This is a genomic window from Gardnerella sp. c12Ub_1 (assembly GCF_055804375.1).
Genome location: NZ_JANUZC010000001.1, coordinates 547141 through 566921, shown reverse-complemented (window position 1 = coordinate 566921; position 19781 = coordinate 547141). Strand labels below are relative to the sequence as shown.

Annotated in this window: 15 protein-coding genes and 1 pseudogene; 12 read left to right on the top strand and 4 right to left on the bottom strand. The window is 40.4% G+C overall.

The window, feature by feature from the left end; all coding sequences use genetic code 11:
* The first annotated feature begins 33 nt into the window (after nt 1-33).
* The 3 genes from NYP65_RS02285 to NYP65_RS02275 all read left to right on the top strand — a co-directional run bounded on the left by NYP65_RS02285 (nt 34) and on the right by NYP65_RS02275 (nt 3823).
* Nucleotides 34-801, top strand: coding sequence for an ATP-binding cassette domain-containing protein (locus NYP65_RS02285; RefSeq protein ID WP_032819532.1), 768 nt, complete (start codon nt 34-36; stop codon nt 799-801).
* Nucleotides 791-2869, top strand: coding sequence for a YhgE/Pip domain-containing protein (locus tag NYP65_RS02280; RefSeq protein WP_004130169.1), 2079 nt, complete (start codon nt 791-793; stop codon nt 2867-2869). Before NYP65_RS02285 ends, NYP65_RS02280 begins: the two co-directional genes overlap by 11 nt.
* Nucleotides 2870-3169: 300 nt before the next feature.
* A complete protein-coding gene (locus tag NYP65_RS02275; RefSeq protein WP_004130167.1) occupies nt 3170-3823 on the top strand; it encodes a TenA family protein in 654 nt (217 codons plus the stop codon).
* A 162-nt stretch (nt 3824-3985) separates the two neighbouring features.
* On the opposite strand, the gene NYP65_RS02270 is transcribed toward NYP65_RS02275, so the two are convergent.
* Both NYP65_RS02270 and nox read right to left on the bottom strand, forming a co-directional pair.
* Entirely contained in the window at nt 3986-5119 is a 1134-nt protein-coding gene (locus NYP65_RS02270; protein WP_473410546.1) for a 4-hydroxybutyrate dehydrogenase, read from the bottom strand.
* Nucleotides 5120-5302: 183 nt separating this feature from the next.
* Nucleotides 5303-6643, bottom strand: a complete 1341-nt coding sequence (gene nox / locus NYP65_RS02265; protein WP_473410545.1) for a H2O-forming NADH oxidase — start codon at nt 6641-6643, stop codon at nt 5303-5305.
* A 341-nt stretch (nt 6644-6984) separates the two neighbouring features.
* Here nox and NYP65_RS02260 point away from each other — a divergent pair, with 341 nt between their 5' ends.
* A complete protein-coding gene (locus tag NYP65_RS02260; RefSeq protein WP_115761821.1) occupies nt 6985-7593 on the top strand; it encodes a pyroglutamyl-peptidase I in 609 nt (202 codons plus the stop codon).
* Between the two features lie 93 nt (nt 7594-7686).
* Here the strand turns inward: NYP65_RS02260 and NYP65_RS02255 are convergent, their stop codons facing one another.
* Nucleotides 7687-8757 carry a metal ABC transporter solute-binding protein, Zn/Mn family gene (locus NYP65_RS02255; RefSeq protein WP_473410544.1) on the bottom strand — a complete coding sequence of 357 codons (1071 nt, stop codon included), beginning with the start codon at nt 8755-8757 and terminating at the stop codon, nt 7687-7689.
* Between the two features lie 268 nt (nt 8758-9025).
* Here NYP65_RS02255 and NYP65_RS02250 point away from each other — a divergent pair, with 268 nt between their 5' ends.
* The 3 genes from NYP65_RS02250 to NYP65_RS02240 all read left to right on the top strand — a co-directional run bounded on the left by NYP65_RS02250 (nt 9026) and on the right by NYP65_RS02240 (nt 12180).
* Nucleotides 9026-9910, top strand: a complete 885-nt coding sequence (locus NYP65_RS02250) for a bifunctional methylenetetrahydrofolate dehydrogenase/methenyltetrahydrofolate cyclohydrolase (protein WP_004130520.1) — start codon at nt 9026-9028, stop codon at nt 9908-9910.
* Nucleotides 9911-10073: 163 nt separating this feature from the next.
* On the top strand, nt 10074-11579 hold the full coding sequence (gene rpsA / locus NYP65_RS02245; RefSeq protein ID WP_004130522.1) for a 30S ribosomal protein S1: 1506 nt from the start codon (nt 10074-10076) through the stop codon (nt 11577-11579).
* A 271-nt stretch (nt 11580-11850) separates the two neighbouring features.
* Nucleotides 11851-12180 (top strand): TM2 domain-containing protein, encoded by a 330-nt coding sequence (locus NYP65_RS02240; RefSeq protein ID WP_004130524.1) that lies wholly within the window; start codon nt 11851-11853, stop codon nt 12178-12180.
* Nucleotides 12181-12322: 142 nt separating this feature from the next.
* On the opposite strand, the gene NYP65_RS02235 is transcribed toward NYP65_RS02240, so the two are convergent.
* Nucleotides 12323-14530 carry a sialidase family protein gene (locus NYP65_RS02235; RefSeq protein ID WP_004132912.1) on the bottom strand — a complete coding sequence of 736 codons (2208 nt, stop codon included), beginning with the start codon at nt 14528-14530 and terminating at the stop codon, nt 12323-12325.
* A gap of 530 nt (nt 14531-15060) precedes the next feature.
* Between NYP65_RS02235 and NYP65_RS02230 the strand changes: the two genes are divergently transcribed.
* The 5 genes and pseudogenes from NYP65_RS02230 (at nt 15061) to uvrB (ending at nt 19503) form a co-directional block, all read left to right on the top strand.
* Nucleotides 15061-15585 carry a GNAT family N-acetyltransferase gene (locus NYP65_RS02230; RefSeq protein WP_004132908.1) on the top strand — a complete coding sequence of 175 codons (525 nt, stop codon included), beginning with the start codon at nt 15061-15063 and terminating at the stop codon, nt 15583-15585.
* A gap of 55 nt (nt 15586-15640) precedes the next feature.
* Nucleotides 15641-15757 (top strand): annotated as a pseudogene (locus NYP65_RS02225) (dephospho-CoA kinase); the annotation flags it as partial.
* A gap of 233 nt (nt 15758-15990) precedes the next feature.
* A complete protein-coding gene (locus NYP65_RS02220; RefSeq protein ID WP_004132906.1) occupies nt 15991-16539 on the top strand; it encodes a TM2 domain-containing protein in 549 nt (182 codons plus the stop codon).
* A 69-nt stretch (nt 16540-16608) separates the two neighbouring features.
* A complete protein-coding gene (gene coaE / locus NYP65_RS02215; RefSeq protein ID WP_004132905.1) occupies nt 16609-17286 on the top strand; it encodes a dephospho-CoA kinase in 678 nt (225 codons plus the stop codon).
* A gap of 102 nt (nt 17287-17388) precedes the next feature.
* Complete coding sequence (gene uvrB / locus NYP65_RS02210) at nt 17389-19503, top strand: excinuclease ABC subunit UvrB (RefSeq protein ID WP_473410543.1); 2115 nt, start codon at nt 17389-17391, stop codon at nt 19501-19503.
* The last annotated feature ends 278 nt before the right edge of the window (nt 19504-19781 follow it).

Sequence of the window (19781 nt, the reverse complement as noted above, 5' to 3'; positions counted from 1 at the left end):
TCGGTATTTTGCAGCAAACAAATCATGCAAATTATGCAAGAAGAACAAACGCTTATAGAAGCGAAAGAATTAGGTTTACAAATATTTAGAAGAACACCATTTTGGGACGTATCGTTAAAAGTAGAGCCTCATCAAATCGTTGCAATATCAGGCGAACACGGCTCTGGAAAATCAGCTTTGCTGCTTGCATTGTCTGGTTATATGAAATTTACGAACGGAACTCTTACTATTGCGGACGCAACTCTTCCTAACGATTTTAAAGAATCGCGTAAATATGTGGGATTGGGATTATTCAACGGAATTAACGAATTCTACAAAATGCAAACAATAGAAGAAGTTCTTATGAGCGAGCTGAAACTAGCAGCGCGTTCGCCTCTATTTTTGAAGCAATACAAAAATGATGTTAAAAACCGTGAAGCTTTACAGCAGTACGCTTACAACGTGCTAACTCAATGGAAAGTATTTTCTCCTCACAAAACAGCAATAGGAGAGTTGACTCCGTGCGAGCGCATGCGCTTGGCAATTGCGTTGGCTTTGCTAAAAAAGCCGTGGCTGCTATTTGTTGATGGAATTGAGATGGAGCTTACTAGTGAGCAAAGCGAATGCTTACTTGCAGACATTCGCGAATATGTTAGCAAAAACTACTGCTCCTGCCTTGTTGGAGTTTTGCAAAGTGAGTTAGAAAAGCAAGCGGATCAAGTCTTAAGACTTATGCCAAATAATGAGAAAACAGAAAATTCTCATACTGATTCTCAACTTGCTACAAGTGAAGCAAATGGTGGTGAAAACAATGCACGTTAATACTATTGCTCTTGCATTTCGTGAGATTAACAATACGATGAAAGGAAAAGCTAGAAAGCTTGTTATTGGAACCGTAGCTTTGATTCCACTTTTATACGGATCGCTTTACTTGTGGGCGTTTACAAATCCTTACAAAACGCTAGACACCGTTCCAGTCGCTTTTGTTGTGGAAGATGACGGTGCGATGATAAACGGCAAAATGCGCAATGTTGGCGATGAAATCAAGAATCGTTTAAAGAATCAAAAAGATGGAAGTGAAGGATTCCAGTGGAACTTTGTAGATAGCGCTAAAGCAAATAAAGGCCTTAAAAATGGCGATTATTTTATGGTAGCAACTATTCCATCGTCTTTTAGTAAGTGCATTGCTTCTGCGCAATACGATACTCCTACTAAAGCAAAGCTTCACGTAAAATACGATCAAGCAAGCAATATGCTGGCTTCACAAATCGGTAAAACTGCTTTCCGCACTATGAGAAGCGAAATTAGTGAGGCGATTGTTCAAGAATATTGGGAGCATATGTTTGAAAAAGTAAATTCTGCTTCTGATTCTCTTAATTCAGCAGTGAGTGGTTCTGGCGATTTAAGCGCTGGAATGCAATCGCTTAATGGCGGAGTAGATAAGCTTGCTTATGGATCGATTAAGCTTACTCAGTCTTTGCAAAAACTACAAAACGGATTAAGCGAACTTCAAAAGGGAGCGCAATCGCTTAAAAATGCAAATGCGCAAAGCAAAGATGGAGCGCAATTCTTAGCTCAAAAAACTAACGATTTGGCAAATGGCGCAAATCAGCTAAATAGTGGAGCGCAAACGTTATATAACGCTACAGACGAACTATATAATGGTGCTCAAAAGCTTTCAGATTCTAGTGCGCAGCTTGAACAGCATGTTAAGGCTGGAAACGAGGCTACAAAAAATCAGCTTGCTCAATTGCTTGTTGAAGCGCAAAATCCGCTTGTAACAAAAGAGCTTGTGTTAGAAAAATTGCAAGGTCTTGCAGGAGGATTAAGCGAAAATTCTAAGCTCTTAGAGACGAATCTTTCGGCGTTGAGCCAAGGTGCTGGAGCACTTTCTTCTGGTAGCTTGAAGATAAAAGCTGGAGTTGACGCCGTTTCTAAAGGAATATCAAGCGTTCGAGGTGGCTCATCGCAGCTTTCCGCTGGAGCAAATAAGCTGGCGGAAGGTCTTAGCGCTGTAAGCAACGGAAGTGAAAAGCTCAATAATGGTATTAATTCTGCTGCGCTTGGGTCTGCAAAAATAGTTGATGGATCAAGTCAATTGAATTCTGGAGTTCAAAAGCTTTCTGAAAATACTCCAAAGCTTGCTGATGGAGCTAAAAAGTTACATGAAGGTCTTAAAAGCGCACAAAACTCTAGCAAAATCAACAATATTAAGCAAAAAAGTAAGATGATGAGCGCACCAGTTTCCTTGGAGGAGCACGAGTATTCGCACGTTGAAAACTACGGTACCGGTTTTGCACCTTACTTTATTTCTATCGCCCTTTGGGTTGGTGCTCTTATGACAACATTCGTTTTGAGAGTTATGGATAGGCGAGCGATACTAAACGGCATGAATCCGCTTAAAAGCGCGCTTGTTAGCTTGACGCCGTTTGTGATTATGGGCGTAGTGCAAGCGATTATTCTTATGGGCGTTGTTCAAGGAGCGTTGAAGTTCCAAATCGATAATGTTGGTGCATTCTACGCGCTGGGGATTATAGCGTCAATAGTCTTTATGGCAATAATGCAAATGATTATGGTGGTGTTCCGAATGCCAGGGCGAATAGTTGCTATTGTGCTTCTTATGTTGCAAATCACAAGCTCTGCAGGAACGTTCCCAGTACAAATGACGCCATCGTTCTTTAGAGCTGTTCACCCATATTTGCCAATGACGTACTCGATTATGGGGTTGCGTCAAGCAATGTCTGGAAAGAACAGTGGTGAAATAGTCTCTGGCGTTGGAATGCTTGTGCTTTTCGGCGTTATTGCGATTGCTATAACAAGCATTGCCTTCCGCATGAAGCGTACTGTAAAAATGTTTGATTTGCATCCTGTAATTACATTGGATGCATGAGAATACGACAATGAGTAGGGAGTAATTACTGTGATTGCTGAAGTTACTGAAGTTACCATAATATAAAAATTGCAACCGAGTGCTGCTCAAATTTGTACCCAAGTTAAGTATGACTACTTATGATATTGTTCATACTAGCGTAGTTGTTCAGCTGGGTGTACGAGCAGTGCTCGGTTGTGCATAACTATACGACTATATGTGAACCGTATATGACGTAACTTGTATGGCTAACGCAACTATGCGCAATTATATTAAGCTACCTAAGGGCTTATATGAGTTACAGAGGGAAAGGACGTGTCAATGACTGCACGATTTACCGACGAATTAAAAAATGAGAATATCGAAACATGGGATGCTGCTATTCATCATCGTTTTGTTAACGAGTTAGTTGAGGGCACTATTCATGATGCTGTATTAGCTGGATATTTAATTCAAGACTACCGATTTTTAGATAGTTTCTTGGCTTTGCTTGGTGCTGCAGTTACGACAGCAGACACACTTGATTCTCGTCTCGTGTTTTCGAAATATATTGGTGAGGTAGCTGGAGATGAGAATACGTATTTTGTGGATGCGTTTAACGAATTTAATACTCCTGAATCTTTCCGCAATAAAATTCCAGACACTGAAGCAACTCGCGAATTTAAAAAGATGTTTTTAGACGCGGCTCACAGTGGACATTATGCTGCCGTGCTAGCCGTGTTAAACGTTACGGAATGGATATATCTTACGTGGGCATCAAACGCTGAAGGTAAGCGTCCTGAACGCAAGGTTCATTACCAGTGGATCGACCTGCATGATTATGAAGGATTCCACAAGTTTGTAGGGTTCTTGCGTGATGAGTTGGATCGTATTGGTCCTAAGGATGCTGATATTGCTCGAGAATATTTTGCGCGTGCAGTAAAGCTGGAGCGCATGTTCTTCGATAATTCGTATGAGACTCCTGCGGCAATCTAACAAACAGCATTCTAACGAATGGATGGAAATCTAACGGATGGAAATCTAACGAAGTAAGCAAGCTGTGAGAATAAAAATAGATCCTACAAGATTTGTAGGATCTACCTTTGAGAAGATGAGAAATTTTCGTTAATAATTGAAAATCTCACTGTTAACTATATATTAGAAAGTAGATGCGTAGACTTCGGCGATAGCATCTTCGCTCATATGCATGTATGAGTTCTTCAAGAGTCGCTGCTGCTCTTTAACAACGCTTGAAGCCCAGTCGTGAATCATGTCTTTGGTCATGCCATACTCGTGAAGCTTGTGCTTAGGGAGAATCGTGTTAAGAACTTCGTCAAGCTTGTTTAATACGTCTGCTTTTTGGCATTCAAGAATATTTGCCATAAAGTCAAAAAGTTTAGAAAGCTCAGTATTTTCAGCGCTATCGCTGTTTTCAGAGTTGTGCTTAGAGTAGTAGCGCAAAACGCTTGTAAGAAGAGCAGCGTTCGTCTCGCCGTGAGCCACATGGAAAGTGCCGCCAAGCGGATAAGCCATAGCGTGTACGCAACCGCATCCAGCGTTACCAAACGCAATACCAGCGTAAAGACTTGCAGAAACCAAGTCGCCTACAACTTGGCTTTTAGCGCTGCTGCCTTCCTTAACAACTCGCATGTAGCTTTGCAAAATAAGTCCGCAAGCCTTGTAACTAAACATTTTTGTAAGCTCTGTTGCAATAGGGGAGAGCACAGACTCAATCGAATGAGTAAGAGCGTCAATAGAGCTGGTTGCAAAAACGTAATCTGGAAGGCTCTTTAATAATTCTGGAATAAGAACTGCGTCTGTAGCGTAGCAAGCATCGTTTGCCAAACCCTTTTTAGTGTTGCGTTTTGTAAGAGAGAACACGGCAACGTTGGTAACTTCGGATCCAGTGCCGCAAGTAGTTGGAACAAGAATAAGATCCGCGCCTTTTTGCGCAGGAATCTTGCCATCAATCAAGTCTTCGAGTGGGCTTGTTTGCTTTAACGCGCAAACTTTAGAAATATCCAAAACGGTGCCGCCGCCAATGCCAATCACGCGCTTTGGGGTAGTGTGAATATCGCGAACAATTGCATCAACCATTTCGTCGCTTGGCTCGCCCTTGCCGTAGTTCTCTTGGAAAATCACATTGCAATCAAGGTTCAAGCTGCCAAAATAAGGCTCCCAAATGTATTTGTTTGTAATAACCAAATCGTCTTTGCCAAGCTTAAATTCTTGCGCAAAATCGCGCGTATTTTCAAATTTGTGAATAGTTGGCTTAATAGATAGCTGCTTCATCCTAGACTCCTTTGTTTTAATTTGTACGTCTTACGCTAATATGCGCGTTTTGGTTCGCGATTTGTGCGCGGATGATTAAAAAACCAAGCAACCGCTCCATTATAGAACAAATTGCTTGGTTTAATAAACGCGATTTAAGCTAATTAGCAGAAACTTAATTAGCAGAGATTAATCAGAAACTAATCATCCCTTCAACAAAGCAGTGTAAGCTGCCATCGTAATGTAATTGTATGGCTGGTTGAAGTGAGGCATAAAGAAGATATCGCACAAAGCAAGCTCTTTAATCGTAACTTTCTTTTGAATAGCAAGCGAGAACAGGTGGATTGCTGCAGACATATCGTAGTTAGACGCCAGTTGGCATCCAACAATCACCTTGGTGTCTTTCTTATAAACAATGCGAATCTTCACCTTTGGATTCTCAACTTCCATAAACGCAGGCTTTTGAGTATCCTCAAAATCAACGTAATCAACATCCATGCCCTCTTTTTGAGCTGCCGTTAAGCTTAAACCAGTGCAAACAAGCTTGTAATCGTAGATCATCATTGCGCTGGAGCCTTGCACGCCCTCAGTTTCTACAGGAGTTCCGCAAACGTTGTGGCCTGCAATCAAGCCGCTTCGAACGGCATTAGTGGCGAGAGCAATGTAGTTTACGCGGCTTCGAGCGTTGTCGTAGATTGTAGCGCAATCGCCAATAGCGTACACGTCTGGGTCGGAAGTTTGCTGCTTTTTATCAACTAGGAAAGCGCCATTTTCGTATTGCTTCAAATGATCTTTTCCAAGAGCAGCATTTGGGTGGAATCCAATAGCGCAAATCACCATGTCGGCATCGTAAGTGCCCTTGCTTGTTTTAACAGCCTTAACTTCAGTATCTCCAACAATCTCTTCAACAGCTTGACCAAGCTCAAACTTAATGCCCTTATCTTCCATAATTCTCTTCAAATTATCGGAAAACTCTGGGTCAAAGTAGCCGTTAAGAATATGGTCTTCCATATCAATAAGAGTCACGTTTTTATTCAAACGCTTAAAAGCTTCCGCAAGCTCCACGCCAATGTAGCCGCCGCCAAGAACCACAACATTATGGAAATTGCGCTCTTGAAGTTTAGCAATAACAGTTTGTGCATTCTGGAAAAGCTTTACCATTTGCACGTTTTCCAAGTCAATGCCTTTAATGCGCGGCTTGTTTGGAAGGCTGCCAGTAGCTAGAACGAGTTTATCGTAAGAATCGTGAATAACAGTGCCGTCTTTAAGCTCTACAGTAACTTCTTTCTTTGCATAATCAATGTCGAGAACTTTGCTTTCCAGATTTACTTTTGCGCCTTTTTTAACGAAATCTTCTGGCTTCTGGTAGAAAAGGCCATCGCTGCTTTGAATCTGCTTGCCAATCCACAAAGCCATACCGCAGCCAAGGAAGGAAATGTTGCTATTTTGATCGTAGATTGTAAGATCGTTTCCTGGGTAGCTCAAAATGGTGTTAGCGCAGGCAGTGCCAGCATGATTTGCGCCAATTTGAATAATCTTGGTCATCGGTAATCTCTTTTCGTCATTGATTTTTTATTTATGTGTATTTATATGGTTTATTTATATTGTTTTATATGCGCGCCGTTAACAACATTGTTCGTTAAGCACGCGCCAGTAGACAATCATATTACACTAAGACGAGTCTTGCTAATTTTGAGTCTAGGTGTGTTGTTTTTGATTATTGTATAAGTTGTAATTACAATTTAAACTTTGCTATGAAAGTGAAGTAAGTAATAGAATCATGAATGTTTTATACAAGTACATTCGTGTATATACAGTTTTTGCAATGCATTTTTATAAAGTTTTATAAAGTTTTATAAGTAAGAGTTGTATGAGGGGGTATTTTAATGCGTATTTTGATTACTGGTTTTACGCCGTTTGATAATGAGTCTATAAATCCTTCGTGGGAGATTGCGCAATCAGTGCATGCGCCTGAAGGCGTGGAACTTGTTCGTTTGCAGATTCCTACGGAATTTAACAAGGGTGCGCAAAAAGTTATTGAGAAAATAGAGGAAGTTCACCCTAATGCTGTGCTTTCGCTAGGGCAATTTGGCGGTTCTGCTTGTTTTAACGTTGAATATGTTGGCATTAACTGTAGAGCTGCGCGCATACCAGATAATAGTGGATATAAGCCTTGGTATGAGTCTGTTGTGCAGGATGGTGATGTGGCTTATAAAGCGACTTTGCCAGTTGTGAACATAGTTGACGCTTTAAATAAAGCGAAATTGCCTGCGGCTGTGTCTTTTTCTGCGGGCGCGTACGTATGCAATGACGTGCTTTACAGTGTTTGTAATTATTGCCAGACTAAAAAATTGCCAATTAAGAGCGGTTTTATTCACGTTCCGTATTTGCCTGAGCAGGTTCTCAATAAGCCGAGCACGAGTTCTATGAGTTTAGCTGATATGCTTCGAGGCATTGAAATTGCACTGCGAGTGATTGCAGATGATTGCAAGTGATTGCAGATAAATCGCCAGCAAATCTTTAATTCGTAACTAATTGCTAATAAATAGTATGAAGTATTTATTGTCTATAATTGCTCAAGCGTGCGCCTACTTTCCAGGATCTTGCTGGCCCTCGTTAGACCTGTTTGGATCTGGCTGAGAAACAGTAGGCTTTTCGGTAATAGGCTTCTTTTGATCAGCTTCTTGCTTTGCTAAATCTTTGCGCATATCGGTCGTAGTTTTGCTAGCATTGTCAATGTCTTCGCAAATCTTCATAACCCATTTTCTTAAATCTGTTGCATACGTTGGAATAAGTTCATTAACCCACATTACAGATGTGTAGCTTCTTCCAGCAGTTCCCGTCAAAATGCTAATATCGTCGCCTTTACGCTGACTATTGCTTATAAGTACGTCGAATTTTCGTTCTTCAATAAGCTTTTGGAATTCATCTATATTAGCCTTGTCTACTTCGTCGCCTTGCGCTACTTGCTGAGCATATGCTTTAGGTGTGGAATCGCTGATTCTCATATCGGACATAAGCCAGAAAAGAACAGGATTTATTGAAGCGTACTTAAACTTTTTGTGACTTTTAGCAAAGTTTGCAAGATATTCGTCAAGCTTATTTTCTTGCGATTTAACTGCGTCAAGTCTTTTAGCAAAAACCTTCTTTTTTGAAGGAAGGACTTTAGAAAAAGCGTTGCAAATGCTAGAAGCCATCTCGTTTCTAGCATCTTTTGAGAACCAAAGATAAGGGTTATCGCCATTTAGTGCTCCGACTGTAGAAGCTGCGTTTACAATCTCGCTGCTTTTAGACGTATGCTTTGCAACCCAACTATCGTAGCCAGCGCCATTTGACACAACAACTTGCGCAGAATACAGCTTTTGCAAATCTTTACTAGATGGCTTAAAAGTAGACATGTCTGTATCTGGATTGCTGATTATAGATTGCACTTCAACATCATTTCCGCCGATTTCTCTAGCCAAACTTGCCCAAGATTCAAGAGTGGAAACAACCTTAATTTGCTTAACTTCTTTTTTGGGTTGCGTTGGAGTTTTAGAAGATTGCGAGCTTGCACCGCACCCAGCTATGCCAAGCAACATTGATGGAACAATTATGCACGCTAAAACAGCTTTGCATATTTTCTTTGCGCGAGTTAAATGAAAAATATTTTCGCACATCTTTGCGCCCCTTCCGTCAGTGTTATTAGCATTAGCACTTGTTAAAACTCGTTGTAGCTTGCTGCAAGGTTTATTGTAGCTAAGGTTTATTGTAGCTTTCTTATGCAATACAAATACCATTCTATTATAATATTCAGTTATTAACAGTTGTGTCGCGCACTTCGATACCTCACGATAGCCTATCCATACGAATATCCTACGCGTACGAATTGTGTTAGAAGATTTGTAAGTTGAACATAAGAATTAACATGCGAGTTGGGAGTGAATCATGGTTGTTGTGTTAGATGGAAAAGCGCTAGCTGCAAGTATTAAAAGCGACTTAAAAAATAGAGTAGAAAAGCTTAAAGAAAAAGGCATTAATCCAGGGCTTGGAACGCTTTTAGTTGGAAGCGACCCTGGCTCGCTGAAGTATGTTGCTGGAAAACACAAGGATTGCGAAGAAGTGGGGATTCGCTCAATCCGCTGCGATTTGCCAGAAGACGCTAGCGAAGACGAAATTCTTAAAGCCGTAAATCAGCTTAATAATGACCCTTCTTGCACGGGTTTTATTGTGCAATTGCCTTTGCCAAAAGGCGTTGATTCCCAGAAGATTATTGAGGCAGTAGACCCTGCAAAAGATTGCGATGGAATGCATCCGTACAATTTGGGCGAGCTGGTTATGCATATTTCGGGAGATATTGTTACGACTCTTCCATGCACGCCGCGAGGAATTTTGGCGCTTTTAGATGCTTATAACATTGATCTTGAAGGCAAAAATGTGTGCGTACTTGGACGAGGAATCACGGTTGGCCGAACAATCGGGCTCCTTCTTACGCGCAGGGGAGTAGACGCAACTGTAACATTGTGCCACACTCGCACTCGTGATTTGCACGATATTATGATGCGCTCCGACGTTATTATTGCGGCAATGGGCAGCGCGGGATTTGTAAAGCCGTGCGATGTTAAGCCTGGAGCCGTGTTGGTTGACGTTGGTGTTTCGCGCGTTTTTGATGAAGAAGTGGGAAGATATCGCGTAAAAGGCGATGTTGATGTTGCTTGTAGAGAAGTCGCGGGAGCGTATTCGCCAAATCCTGGTGGAGTTGGACCAATGACTCGCGCAATGCTATTGGCTAATGTTGTTGACATGGCTGAGCGAGCAGCGAGTGGCAAGTAAGTTGCAAGTAGTAAATATCAAACACTGCGACACGCCCGAAGTAAAACGGCGATTTTGGCTATGCCTATATATAACATTGACAGAGCGCGTGCATAGTGCGCGTGCATAAATCATAATTTAATATCGAGTAATATCCACCCCAAGAAGAAACCACTAATAAGTAATGGCAGAGAATAATAACGAAGTCGCCAAGGTTGCGATTAATGATATTGGCACCGAAGAAGACTTCATCAAGGCAGTCGATTCAACCATCAAGAATTTTGATGATGGTGATTTAGTTGAAGGTACCGTCGTAAAGATTGATCACGACGAAGTATTATTGGATATCGGCTACAAAACTGAAGGTGTAATCCCTTCCCGTGAACTTTCCATCAAGAAAGACGTTGATCCAGATGATGTTGTTGAAGTTGGCGACACCATCGAAGCCCTTGTTGTAACTAAGGAAGACAAGGAAGGACGTCTTATTCTCTCCAAGAAGCGTGCACAGTACGAGCGTGCTTGGGGTGATATTGAGAAAATCAAGGATGCAGACGGCATTGTTGAAGGTACCGTTATTGAGGCTGTTAAGGGCGGCTTGATTGTAGACATCGGTTTGCGCGGCTTCTTGCCAGCTTCCCTCGTTGAAATGCGTCGCGTTCGCGATCTTTCCCCATACATTGGTCAGAAGATTAAGGCTAAGATTCTTGAGCTCGATAAGAACCGCAACAATGTTGTGCTTTCTCGTCGTCAGTTCCTCGAGGAAACCCAGTCCGAAGTTCGCGAGACCTTCCTCTCGCAGCTTAAGAAGGGTCAGATTCGCGAAGGCGTTGTGTCTTCTATCGTAAACTTCGGCGCGTTTGTTGACCTCGGCGGTGTTGACGGCCTCATTCACGTTTCCGAGCTTTCCTGGAAGCACATCGATCACCCATCTGAGGTTGTTAAGGTTGGCGATAAGGTTACCGTTGAGGTTCTCGACGTTGATCTCGATCGCGAACGCATCTCCCTCTCCCTTAAGGCAACTCAGGAAGATCCATGGCAGCGCTTCGCTCGCACCCATGTTCCTGGACAGGTTGTTAAGGGCAAGGTTACCAAGATTGTTCAGTTCGGTGTGTTCATCTCCGTTGAAGACGGCATCGAAGGCTTGGTTCACATTTCCGAGCTTGCTAACCGTCATGTAGAGAACCCAGAAACTGTTGTTAAGGGTGGCGAAGAAGTATTCGTTAAGGTTATTGACGTAGACCTCGATCGTCGCAGGATCTCGCTCTCCTTGAAGCAGGCTAACGAGGCTGTTGATCCAAATTCTGAAGATTTCGATCCAGCTCTCTACGGCATGCCAGCTGAGTATGACGAAGAAGGAAACTACAAGTACCCAGAAGGCTTCGATCCAAACACCAACGAGTGGATTGCTGGTTACGAGCAGCAGCGCGAAGAGTGGGAAGCACAGTATGCAGCAGCTCACGAATTGTGGGAGCAGCACAAGGTGTTCGCCGCTAAGGAACTCGCAGCTGCAGCAGAATCCGCAGCCGCTGATGGCCAGAGCGAAGAAGCTGAAGAAAAGAAGCCAGCTAAGGAAGAAAAGAAGGAAGAAGTTGCTTCCAACTATTCTTCTGAGGCTGCTAACGAAGGTGCTTTAGCTGATTCCGATCAGCTCGCAGCTTTGCGCGAACAGCTTTTGAGCGAAAAGAAGTAGTTTCTACTTTCTACTAGAAGCTTGTAAATAAAAACTAAGATGCCCTCGGTGAGTAATCATCGGGGGCATCTTGCGTATTGTTGTTCATAATGTTTTACGAGTATCTTGATTATGTTTGACGTCTATTTTGAGTACATTTGACAAGTATTTTATAACTCAAGTTTTGTAATTAAATATAGGTACAATCAATTTTCTTTTAAGAATCGTGATTATATGATGTAAAACGTCAATCATATTTACTAATCGTATTTACTAAAAGGATGGTGAAAATATGAGCACTTTAGAAAACAATCAGAAAAATCCTCAGTTCCCTTCGTATGATGGTAATAATGAGGAAAACGCTAAAGGAACTTTAGAAAGCTCGCGCAGTAAAATTGTTGCAGGTTTGCTAGCGATTTTCTTAGGATTTTTAGGTATTCACAATTTTTATCTTGGTTTTAAAGGAAAGGCGATTGCGCAGCTGCTTATTTCTGTTCTTTCTTTTGGTTTCCTGTTGATTATTACGGGAATATGGGCATTGGTTGAGGGTATTTTGATTCTTTGCTCAAAGCCTGGAAGTAAGTGGCACAAAGATGCTGATGGTGCTGAGTTAAAAGACTAAAAATAAATATTTAGTATTAAGATTTATAAGTAATTTTACAAATAAAAGATGCGTTTTAGAATTCAATTTCCAAAACGCATCTTTTATTTTTTATGCCTAAAACATTAGAACAAATGAATAATATAGCAAATACACTTATTCTTTAATATTGCATATTTTTTAATTTCATTAATGCTGCAGAGATAGCTATTAATAGAATCATTAAAGCATAAGGAATAGTTGTGTTGATTCCAGTTTTTTGCATCATTCCTCTATTCTTTGCTAAAGCATTGCCAGATTTACTATAATGCTTATCATTATTTTCATTATCAATGCTGCTATTATCCACATTGTAATTATCATGTTTTGCTTTTGAAGAGTAATTATAATTCGTTCTGGAATTGTCTGTATTGGAATAATCCTTTCTGTAATTTTGAGAATATTCTTTATCTGTGCTAAATGTACTGCTGTTCTGTTTATTGTTATTCTTATTTGGAATTATATTTGGACTAATATTCTTATTTATCTCCTTTTCAGATTGTGTTGTTTCAGAATCTTTGCTGATTTGTATATCAGTATGTGATTGATCGTTAGATAGAGGATCTGTTTGAGTACTAGAATTTTTAGTTTCACTTACAACATTTAAGGTTATAGTCGTTTCAAATGATAATTCTGTGTTTGAACGATCTTGATTTTTATTTGCAGACGCAATACGAATTTTTGCAGTAAGTTTATCTCCAACTTTTGCTGTTTTAGGCACTTCAATTTTCAAAGGAATATATGTAGTTTTATTCGCTTCGATTGTTACAGAATCGCTTGATGCAGTAAAATCACTTGTGTTTATAGACGTAACTTTAATATTTTCATATTTAGTACTCGTAGGATTTACCACAGGAAGACTTATCTCTTTGGTGGATAGATTGATTTTAGTTGTAGAACCTAAGGTTATGTTAGGACGTATACTTAACCATTCAGCAGAAATTCTCGTATACATTATGTCATTATTATCGCCCTCATATAGAAGACCATAGCCGCCTCCTGCTTTTTGACTTAAAGCTTGAATAGTGGAGTAAGCCATTGCGCCATTCTTGAATCCCTTTTCTTCTGTCCAATTTTCTCCATCATTGTATGAGACACGTATCAAACCATTTGCTCTTCCAGAACCAGAAGAAGATGAATATAAGAGGATTCTCGCTGCATCAGAACCAATTGGAGCATCTGGGAATGCTCTTGTTATTTGAGCGTTATTACCTGGATCTGGCAGTGTCTCATCTTTGTATGCTTTACCATACGTTTCTCCGCCATCATTAGAAAGAGCAATGATTCTATGATTATTTGCACCACCTTCATGCGGTCTAGAGTTTAACATAATTCTTCCATCAGAAAGCTCTACAACCTTATTTTCATCCATATGGCTTTGTTCTTTACCTAGTCCAACTGGATTTCCAGCTTTCCAAGTTACTCCATGGTCATCAGAGTATACAGATACGGCTTGCCACTTCTCATTGTTTCTTTGCACACTTCCATTGGAACTGTTTACTATTGCGTATTGTTGTATTAAACGACCTTTATATTTTCCGTATTTTAGTTGAATGCCATGTCCAGAAGTAGCAAATCTAGCTCGTTCATTTTTTGGATATTTAGTTATGTCTTTAGTTATAACTTTTGGTTCGCTCCAAGTTAAACCGTTATCTTTTGAGCAAGTAACAGCAGCATCTAAAATATGTCTATCACTTTGATTAGTGCTAGCTGTAGAATCCCATACTCCACCATCGTATGATTTGACGAAGAATAAGAAAATATTGCCTGTTTCTTGGTCTACAACATATGAAGGGTCAGAGAATCCATATTTATTTGGGTTTTCTTTTCCTTTTGCTACAATTTGTATTTTTTCAAAAGTTTTTCCACCATCTTTAGATATTCTTTGAACAATAGAATTTGGATTAGGAGCATCATATGCACTATTTGGTCGATAATCCCAAGCTGTAAGAATCCAACCATTGTTAGCTTCAGCTATTGCAGGTATTCTATAATAAGGTTTTCCAGTTAGTCCTTCTACAGTTTGACCTATTGTTGCTAATCTAATAGGATCTCCGTCTTTTCTAGGCCTTGGAACTGGATTAATATTTGTAACTTTGTCTCCAATTAATTTTGGAGTAGATATAACTTCATTACCATTTGCATCTTTGCTAATTTTCCAATCGGTTGATGGAGTGAAACCTTTTTCTTTAATATCAGAATCCTCTGTTATATGGAATCCTTGCGTGCATGATACAGTTTTTCCTGGTTGTAGATTTCTCCACCTACAGTTACCGTTATTCCCTTCAACAGCCACAGCAGTGAGATTACTGTTAGTTGGCCAAACAGTCACATTGTGATTAGTATTATTTGTGTAAGTCAGCTTATATCTTAGCGTATCCCCAACTCGAACATCATTTTTTAAATCATCCGTACGTGTAATCGTAAATGTTACTGGTTCAGTTTGTTCATGGGGGGGGGGTAGTTGCTGATGCTACACCTATGCTAAGTGACACAATTGTTGCAGATGTAAGAATTGCTGAGAAAATATTTTTGCAAACTTTATGCGCTGTTCCAATCATTATATTCCTTTCTTCATTGAAGGCGTATAAGTAATTACCTATAAATTACATCTTTGTCTTTATAGTTTGCGAGAACAATTACCTCGTATCTGTAGATTCTAAATCATTCATATGACATGTGACGTATGTTGAATTTTATGATAAAAAGAAGAAATTATATTGATTAAGTGAATATAAGCGAAAATATTTCGAAAATAATAATTAGTACTTATATAACGATGGTTATGTAAAATCAAATATGCATATGTCGATTAAATATGTTGTGTTGTAATACGGATAGTAGCTTGTATAAAGGATTTTTATGAAGAATATTGAAATTAAAAAATTAGATTATTTAGAAGCCAAAGATAATATGAATATAATTTTAGATTTATATCTAAAAGCATTCCCTAAAGAACTGGATCGTATAGATAATGTTCGTGAGCGCATATTAGATAGTTTGAAAGATAACAATAGTGCGCTTTTACTTGTTGCTACAATGAATAATCGTATTATCGGTGTTTTATATGGCATAGAATTATTACAAGATAATTGGTATGCGAATCAAATTAAGCCATTTTTATCAGAAAATTATGATTGGTACAATCAAAGCTTAGAGCTAAATGAGTTGTTTGTAGATCCTGAGTTTCAGCATATAGGCGTTGGCAGTGCGCTTATGAAGAAAGTCGAAAATCTTAAATTATATAAAACAATAATTTTATCTACAGAAAAAGATAATAATGTTGTTGCTTTAGATTTTTATAATAAGCTTGGATACAGTTTATTAACCGATAATTGGAAATCTTATTACGGGTCTATTTACTGCGTGCTATATAAGAAGTTTTAGTTGTGTCAATTAAAACTTACGTTATTGTGAGAAATGTATCGTTTATAATCAAAATATGACAATGATGCGTATTGCTGTAACGGGCGGAATTGCGGCTGGAAAATCTACAGTAGTAAACCATTTGCGTTCGCTTGGCGCGTTTGTTATAGATTACGATGTTTTAGCGCGTAAATGAGGCTGCTAACGAAGGTGCTTTAGCTGATTCCGATCAGCTCGCAGCTTTGCGCGAACAGTTTTTGAGCGAAAAGAAGTAGTTTTCTACTAAAAGCTTATAAACAAGATGCCCTCGGTGAGTAATCATCGGGGCATCTTTTAATATCTTTAGTAATAACGCTTTGATTTATTAATTTTTTATTATATAGTTTTTAAGAAAATAAATTTCTTACGAGAGAAAGTGTAATTATTGTGAGTGATTTGGATAATCAAACTGGAGATTACTCAGGCTCTGACAATCAGACTCAGTACGGACAGCCACAGTACAATGATCAGTCTCAGCAGTACAACCAGGCTCAGCCACAATATAACGACCAATCCCAGTATGGTGCTCAGCCTCAGTACAATGCTCAGCCACAGTATGGTCAGCCTCAGTATGGCCAGAATTCGTATTCTCAGCCTCAGCATGGTCAGTACTCTCAGTCTGCTCCTCAGTACAATCAAGCGTCTTCCTACTCTAACTATGGGTCTAATAATTATTCATCAAACACATACAGAAGCTCTCGTAACAAGATTGCTGCAGGCCTGTTAGCGATTTTCTTGGGCGCTTTGGGTGTGCACAATTTCTATCTTGGTTTTAAAGGCAAGGCTATTGCCCAGCTTCTTATTTCTATTCTTTCTTTCGGCTTGCTGGCTTTTGTTTCTGGAATTTGGGCATTTATTGAAGGAATTTGCATTCTTTGCTCTCAGCCTGGTTCTAAGTGGCATAAGGATGCCGATGGTGCTGAACTTCAAGACTAATTTTACAATTACTATTTAGCATATAATGCCCCGGTAATTAGTTACTGGGGCATTAATTATAATCAAAATATGACAATGATGCGGATTGCGGTAACGGGCGGAATCGCGGCTGGAAAATCTACTGTAGTAAACCATTTACGTTCGCTTGGCGCGTTTGTTATAGATTACGACGTTTTAGCGCGTAAAGTAGTGGAACCAGGAAGCGTAGTCTTGCGGAAAATCGTAGGCATTTTTGGAGAAGATGCCGTTTTGAATGATGGCTCTTTGAATCGCGAGTTTATTGCGGAGCATATTTTTGGTGATGATGTAAATCATAAGCAAGCATTAAGCAGGATTGAGTCGCTTATTCATCCTGCTATTTATGATTTAGCGAAGACTTTAGAAGGTGAGTATATAAGCGAGTATGAGAGCAAGCATGATAGTCAGCTCAAAGAAAACCGTTGCAAAGTCGGCGCTTTGAGCTCGATTATTGTGCACGATATTCCGCTTCTCGCGCAAGTAATTGACAGCATTCCATTTAGTTTTGACCATATTATTACAGTTGAAGCGCCTAAAGATGTTCGCATTGCGCGAATGATAATCGAGCGCAAAATGAGTCAGAATCAGGCGCAGCAGCGCATAAATAATCAAGTTGAAGAGATTGAGCGCAAAAAAATCGCGGATTTTGTGGTTGATTCTACAAAGCCTATGGAAGTTATGCTTAAAAGCGTTGATTCAAAAATTAAAACGTGGATGGGTGAGGATTAGTAAGGAGCATTAGAGACCCAAAGGAAAAGTCGCCAGCAACCGCGCGATTGTTGGGTTTTAGTAAAATAAATAAAATGCTCTTGATGCTCTTGGAGAAAAATAATGTCGAATAAAATTCAGCGCACAAACAAGCCTTTTGTTGTAAAAGCGCCATACAAGCCTTCGGGCGACCAGCCGCAAGCAATCGAAGAGTTAGCAAATCGCATTGAAAACGGCGAAAACGACGTTGTTTTAATGGGCGCAACTGGCACTGGTAAAACTGCTACAACCGCTTGGCTGATTGAGCGTTTGCAAAGGCCTACACTTATTATTGAGCCGAATAAAACTTTGGCAGCTCAGCTTTGCGCGGAGTTTCGCGAGCTTATGCCAGATAATGCTGTGAGCTATTTTGTGTCTTACTACGATTACTATCAGCCAGAAGCGTACATTCCGCAAACAGACACGTATATTGAAAAAGACTCGAATATTAACGACGATGTTGAGCGTCTTCGTCACGCAGCTACAGCGAATTTGCTTACGCGTAGGGATTGTGTTGTTGTAGCTACTGTTTCGTGCATTTATGGACTCGGTACCCCAGAGGAGTATGCCGAGCGAATGCTTATGCTGAGTGTTGGCCAGCAACTTGAGCGAGACGATTTATTACGTCAATTTGTTAGTATGCAATACAAGCGTAACGACATTGCGTTTACGCGCGGAACTTTTAGAGTGCGCGGAGATACGGTTGAGATTATTCCAGTTTACGGAGAATTAGCTGTGCGAATTGAGTTTTTTGGTGACGAAATCGACAGAATTACAATGTTGCATCCGCTTACTGGGGAAGTGATTCGCCAAGAGAGTAGCGTTCATATTTTCCCAGCGTCTCACTATATTGCAGGTCCGGAGCGCATGGAGCGTGCGCTTGAGGCGATTGAGAAAGAGCGTGACGAACGCGTTGCGCAGCTTAAAAAGCAAAATAAATTGCTGGAAGCTCAGCGTTTGGAAATGCGAACTACGTACGATTTAGAGATGCTTCGCCAAGTGGGTGTGTGCACAGGAGTGGAGAATTATTCGAGGCATTTTGACGGTCGCGCGGCAGGTACGCCTCCGCATACGCTTCTTGACTTTTTCCCAGACGACTTTTTGCTTGTTTTAGATGAGTCGCATGTAACCGTGCCACAAATCGGAGCTATGTATGAGGGAGATGCTTCGCGCAAAAGAACGCTTGTAGAGCATGGCTTTAGGCTGCCATCGGCAATGGATAATCGCCCGTTAAAGTGGAACGAATTTTTGGAGCATGTTGGTCAAACTGTGTATCTTTCTGCAACGCCTGGAGACTATGAGCTTGGGCTTTCGGATGGCGTAGTTGAGCAGATTATTCGCCCAACTGGCTTGCTGGACCCTAAGATTGAGGTTCGACCTGTGGAAGGGCAGGTTGACGATTTGCTTGCGGAAATCAAGGCGCGTGTGGCAAAAGATGAGCGCGTGCTTGTTACTACGCTTACAAAGAAAATGGCGGAAGACTTAACTGATTACTTTTTGGAGCTTGGTATTAAAGTTGAGTACTTGCATTCGGATGTTGATACTTTGCGCAGAGTGGAGCTTTTGCGCGAGCTTCGCGAAGGCAAAATTGATGTGATTGTTGGCATTAATTTGCTTCGTGAGGGCCTGGATTTGCCAGAAGTTTCGCTTGTTGCGATTTTGGATGCAGATAAGGAAGGCTTCTTAAGATCTTACCGTTCGCTTATTCAGACGATTGGCCGCGCTGCTCGTAACGTTTCGGGAACTGTGCTTATGTATGCAGATAGCGTTACGGATGCTATGAGCAAGGCGATTAGCGAGACGGAGAGGCGTCGCGAAAAGCAAATCGCGTATAACAAGGCGCATGGAATTGACCCTAAGCCTTTGCGAAAGAAGATTAGTGACGTTAACGACATGCTTGCTAAAGAGGATGTTGATACTCAAACTTTGCTAGCAGGCGGTTACAGGAATGCTAATAAGGCTGGGAATTCGCATTATGGAGTGCCAAAAGAGCCAAATCTTGGGCAGCAAAGTAAAGAAAAGCGTATGGCGAATATATCCGCCTTGCCGCAAAGCGATATTATGTCTTTGATTAAGAATTTGAGCGAGCAAATGCATGTTGCTGCAGAACAGTTGCAGTTTGAGCTTGCTGCTCGTTTGCGCGACGAGATACGCGATCTTAAAAAAGAGTTGCGTCAAATGGATGCGGCTAATAAGTGAGCGTAATGAGTGAGCTTGTAAGTTATCTTGTAAGTTAGCGTTGATAATAAATAAGCTAATGTATGCGTCAAATATTGAGTATTCTAGTTAGATGTGGTGAGTGCTGGATTTGAATATGTTAATAAAAGATTATTTATTGTCTATGATTCACGCGATGTCTTTGCATTGATAGAGAATCAGCCATGGAATATTCTAAATTTTGTTAATGTGAAAAAATAAATTTATTTTATTTTTTTGAAAAAATACTTGACAAAAGGATTGAGAGAGAGCATGCTCAG

Coding starts and splice junctions, on each gene's coding strand:
- NYP65_RS02285 (WP_032819532.1), top strand. CDS start 34: ATGCAAGAAGAACAAACGCTTATAGAAGCGAAAGAATTAGGTTTACAA.
- NYP65_RS02280 (WP_004130169.1), top strand. CDS start 791: ATGCACGTTAATACTATTGCTCTTGCATTTCGTGAGATTAACAATACG.
- NYP65_RS02275 (WP_004130167.1), top strand. CDS start 3,170: ATGACTGCACGATTTACCGACGAATTAAAAAATGAGAATATCGAAACA.
- NYP65_RS02270 (WP_473410546.1), bottom strand. CDS start 5,119: ATGAAGCAGCTATCTATTAAGCCAACTATTCACAAATTTGAAAATACG.
- nox (WP_473410545.1), bottom strand. CDS start 6,643: ATGACCAAGATTATTCAAATTGGCGCAAATCATGCTGGCACTGCCTGC.
- NYP65_RS02260 (WP_115761821.1), top strand. CDS start 6,985: ATGCGTATTTTGATTACTGGTTTTACGCCGTTTGATAATGAGTCTATA.
- NYP65_RS02255 (WP_473410544.1), bottom strand. CDS start 8,757: ATGTGCGAAAATATTTTTCATTTAACTCGCGCAAAGAAAATATGCAAA.
- NYP65_RS02250 (WP_004130520.1), top strand. CDS start 9,026: ATGGTTGTTGTGTTAGATGGAAAAGCGCTAGCTGCAAGTATTAAAAGC.
- rpsA (WP_004130522.1), top strand. CDS start 10,074: ATGGCAGAGAATAATAACGAAGTCGCCAAGGTTGCGATTAATGATATT.
- NYP65_RS02240 (WP_004130524.1), top strand. CDS start 11,851: ATGAGCACTTTAGAAAACAATCAGAAAAATCCTCAGTTCCCTTCGTAT.
- NYP65_RS02230 (WP_004132908.1), top strand. CDS start 15,061: ATGAAGAATATTGAAATTAAAAAATTAGATTATTTAGAAGCCAAAGAT.
- coaE (WP_004132905.1), top strand. CDS start 16,609: ATGACAATGATGCGGATTGCGGTAACGGGCGGAATCGCGGCTGGAAAA.
- uvrB (WP_473410543.1), top strand. CDS start 17,389: ATGTCGAATAAAATTCAGCGCACAAACAAGCCTTTTGTTGTAAAAGCG.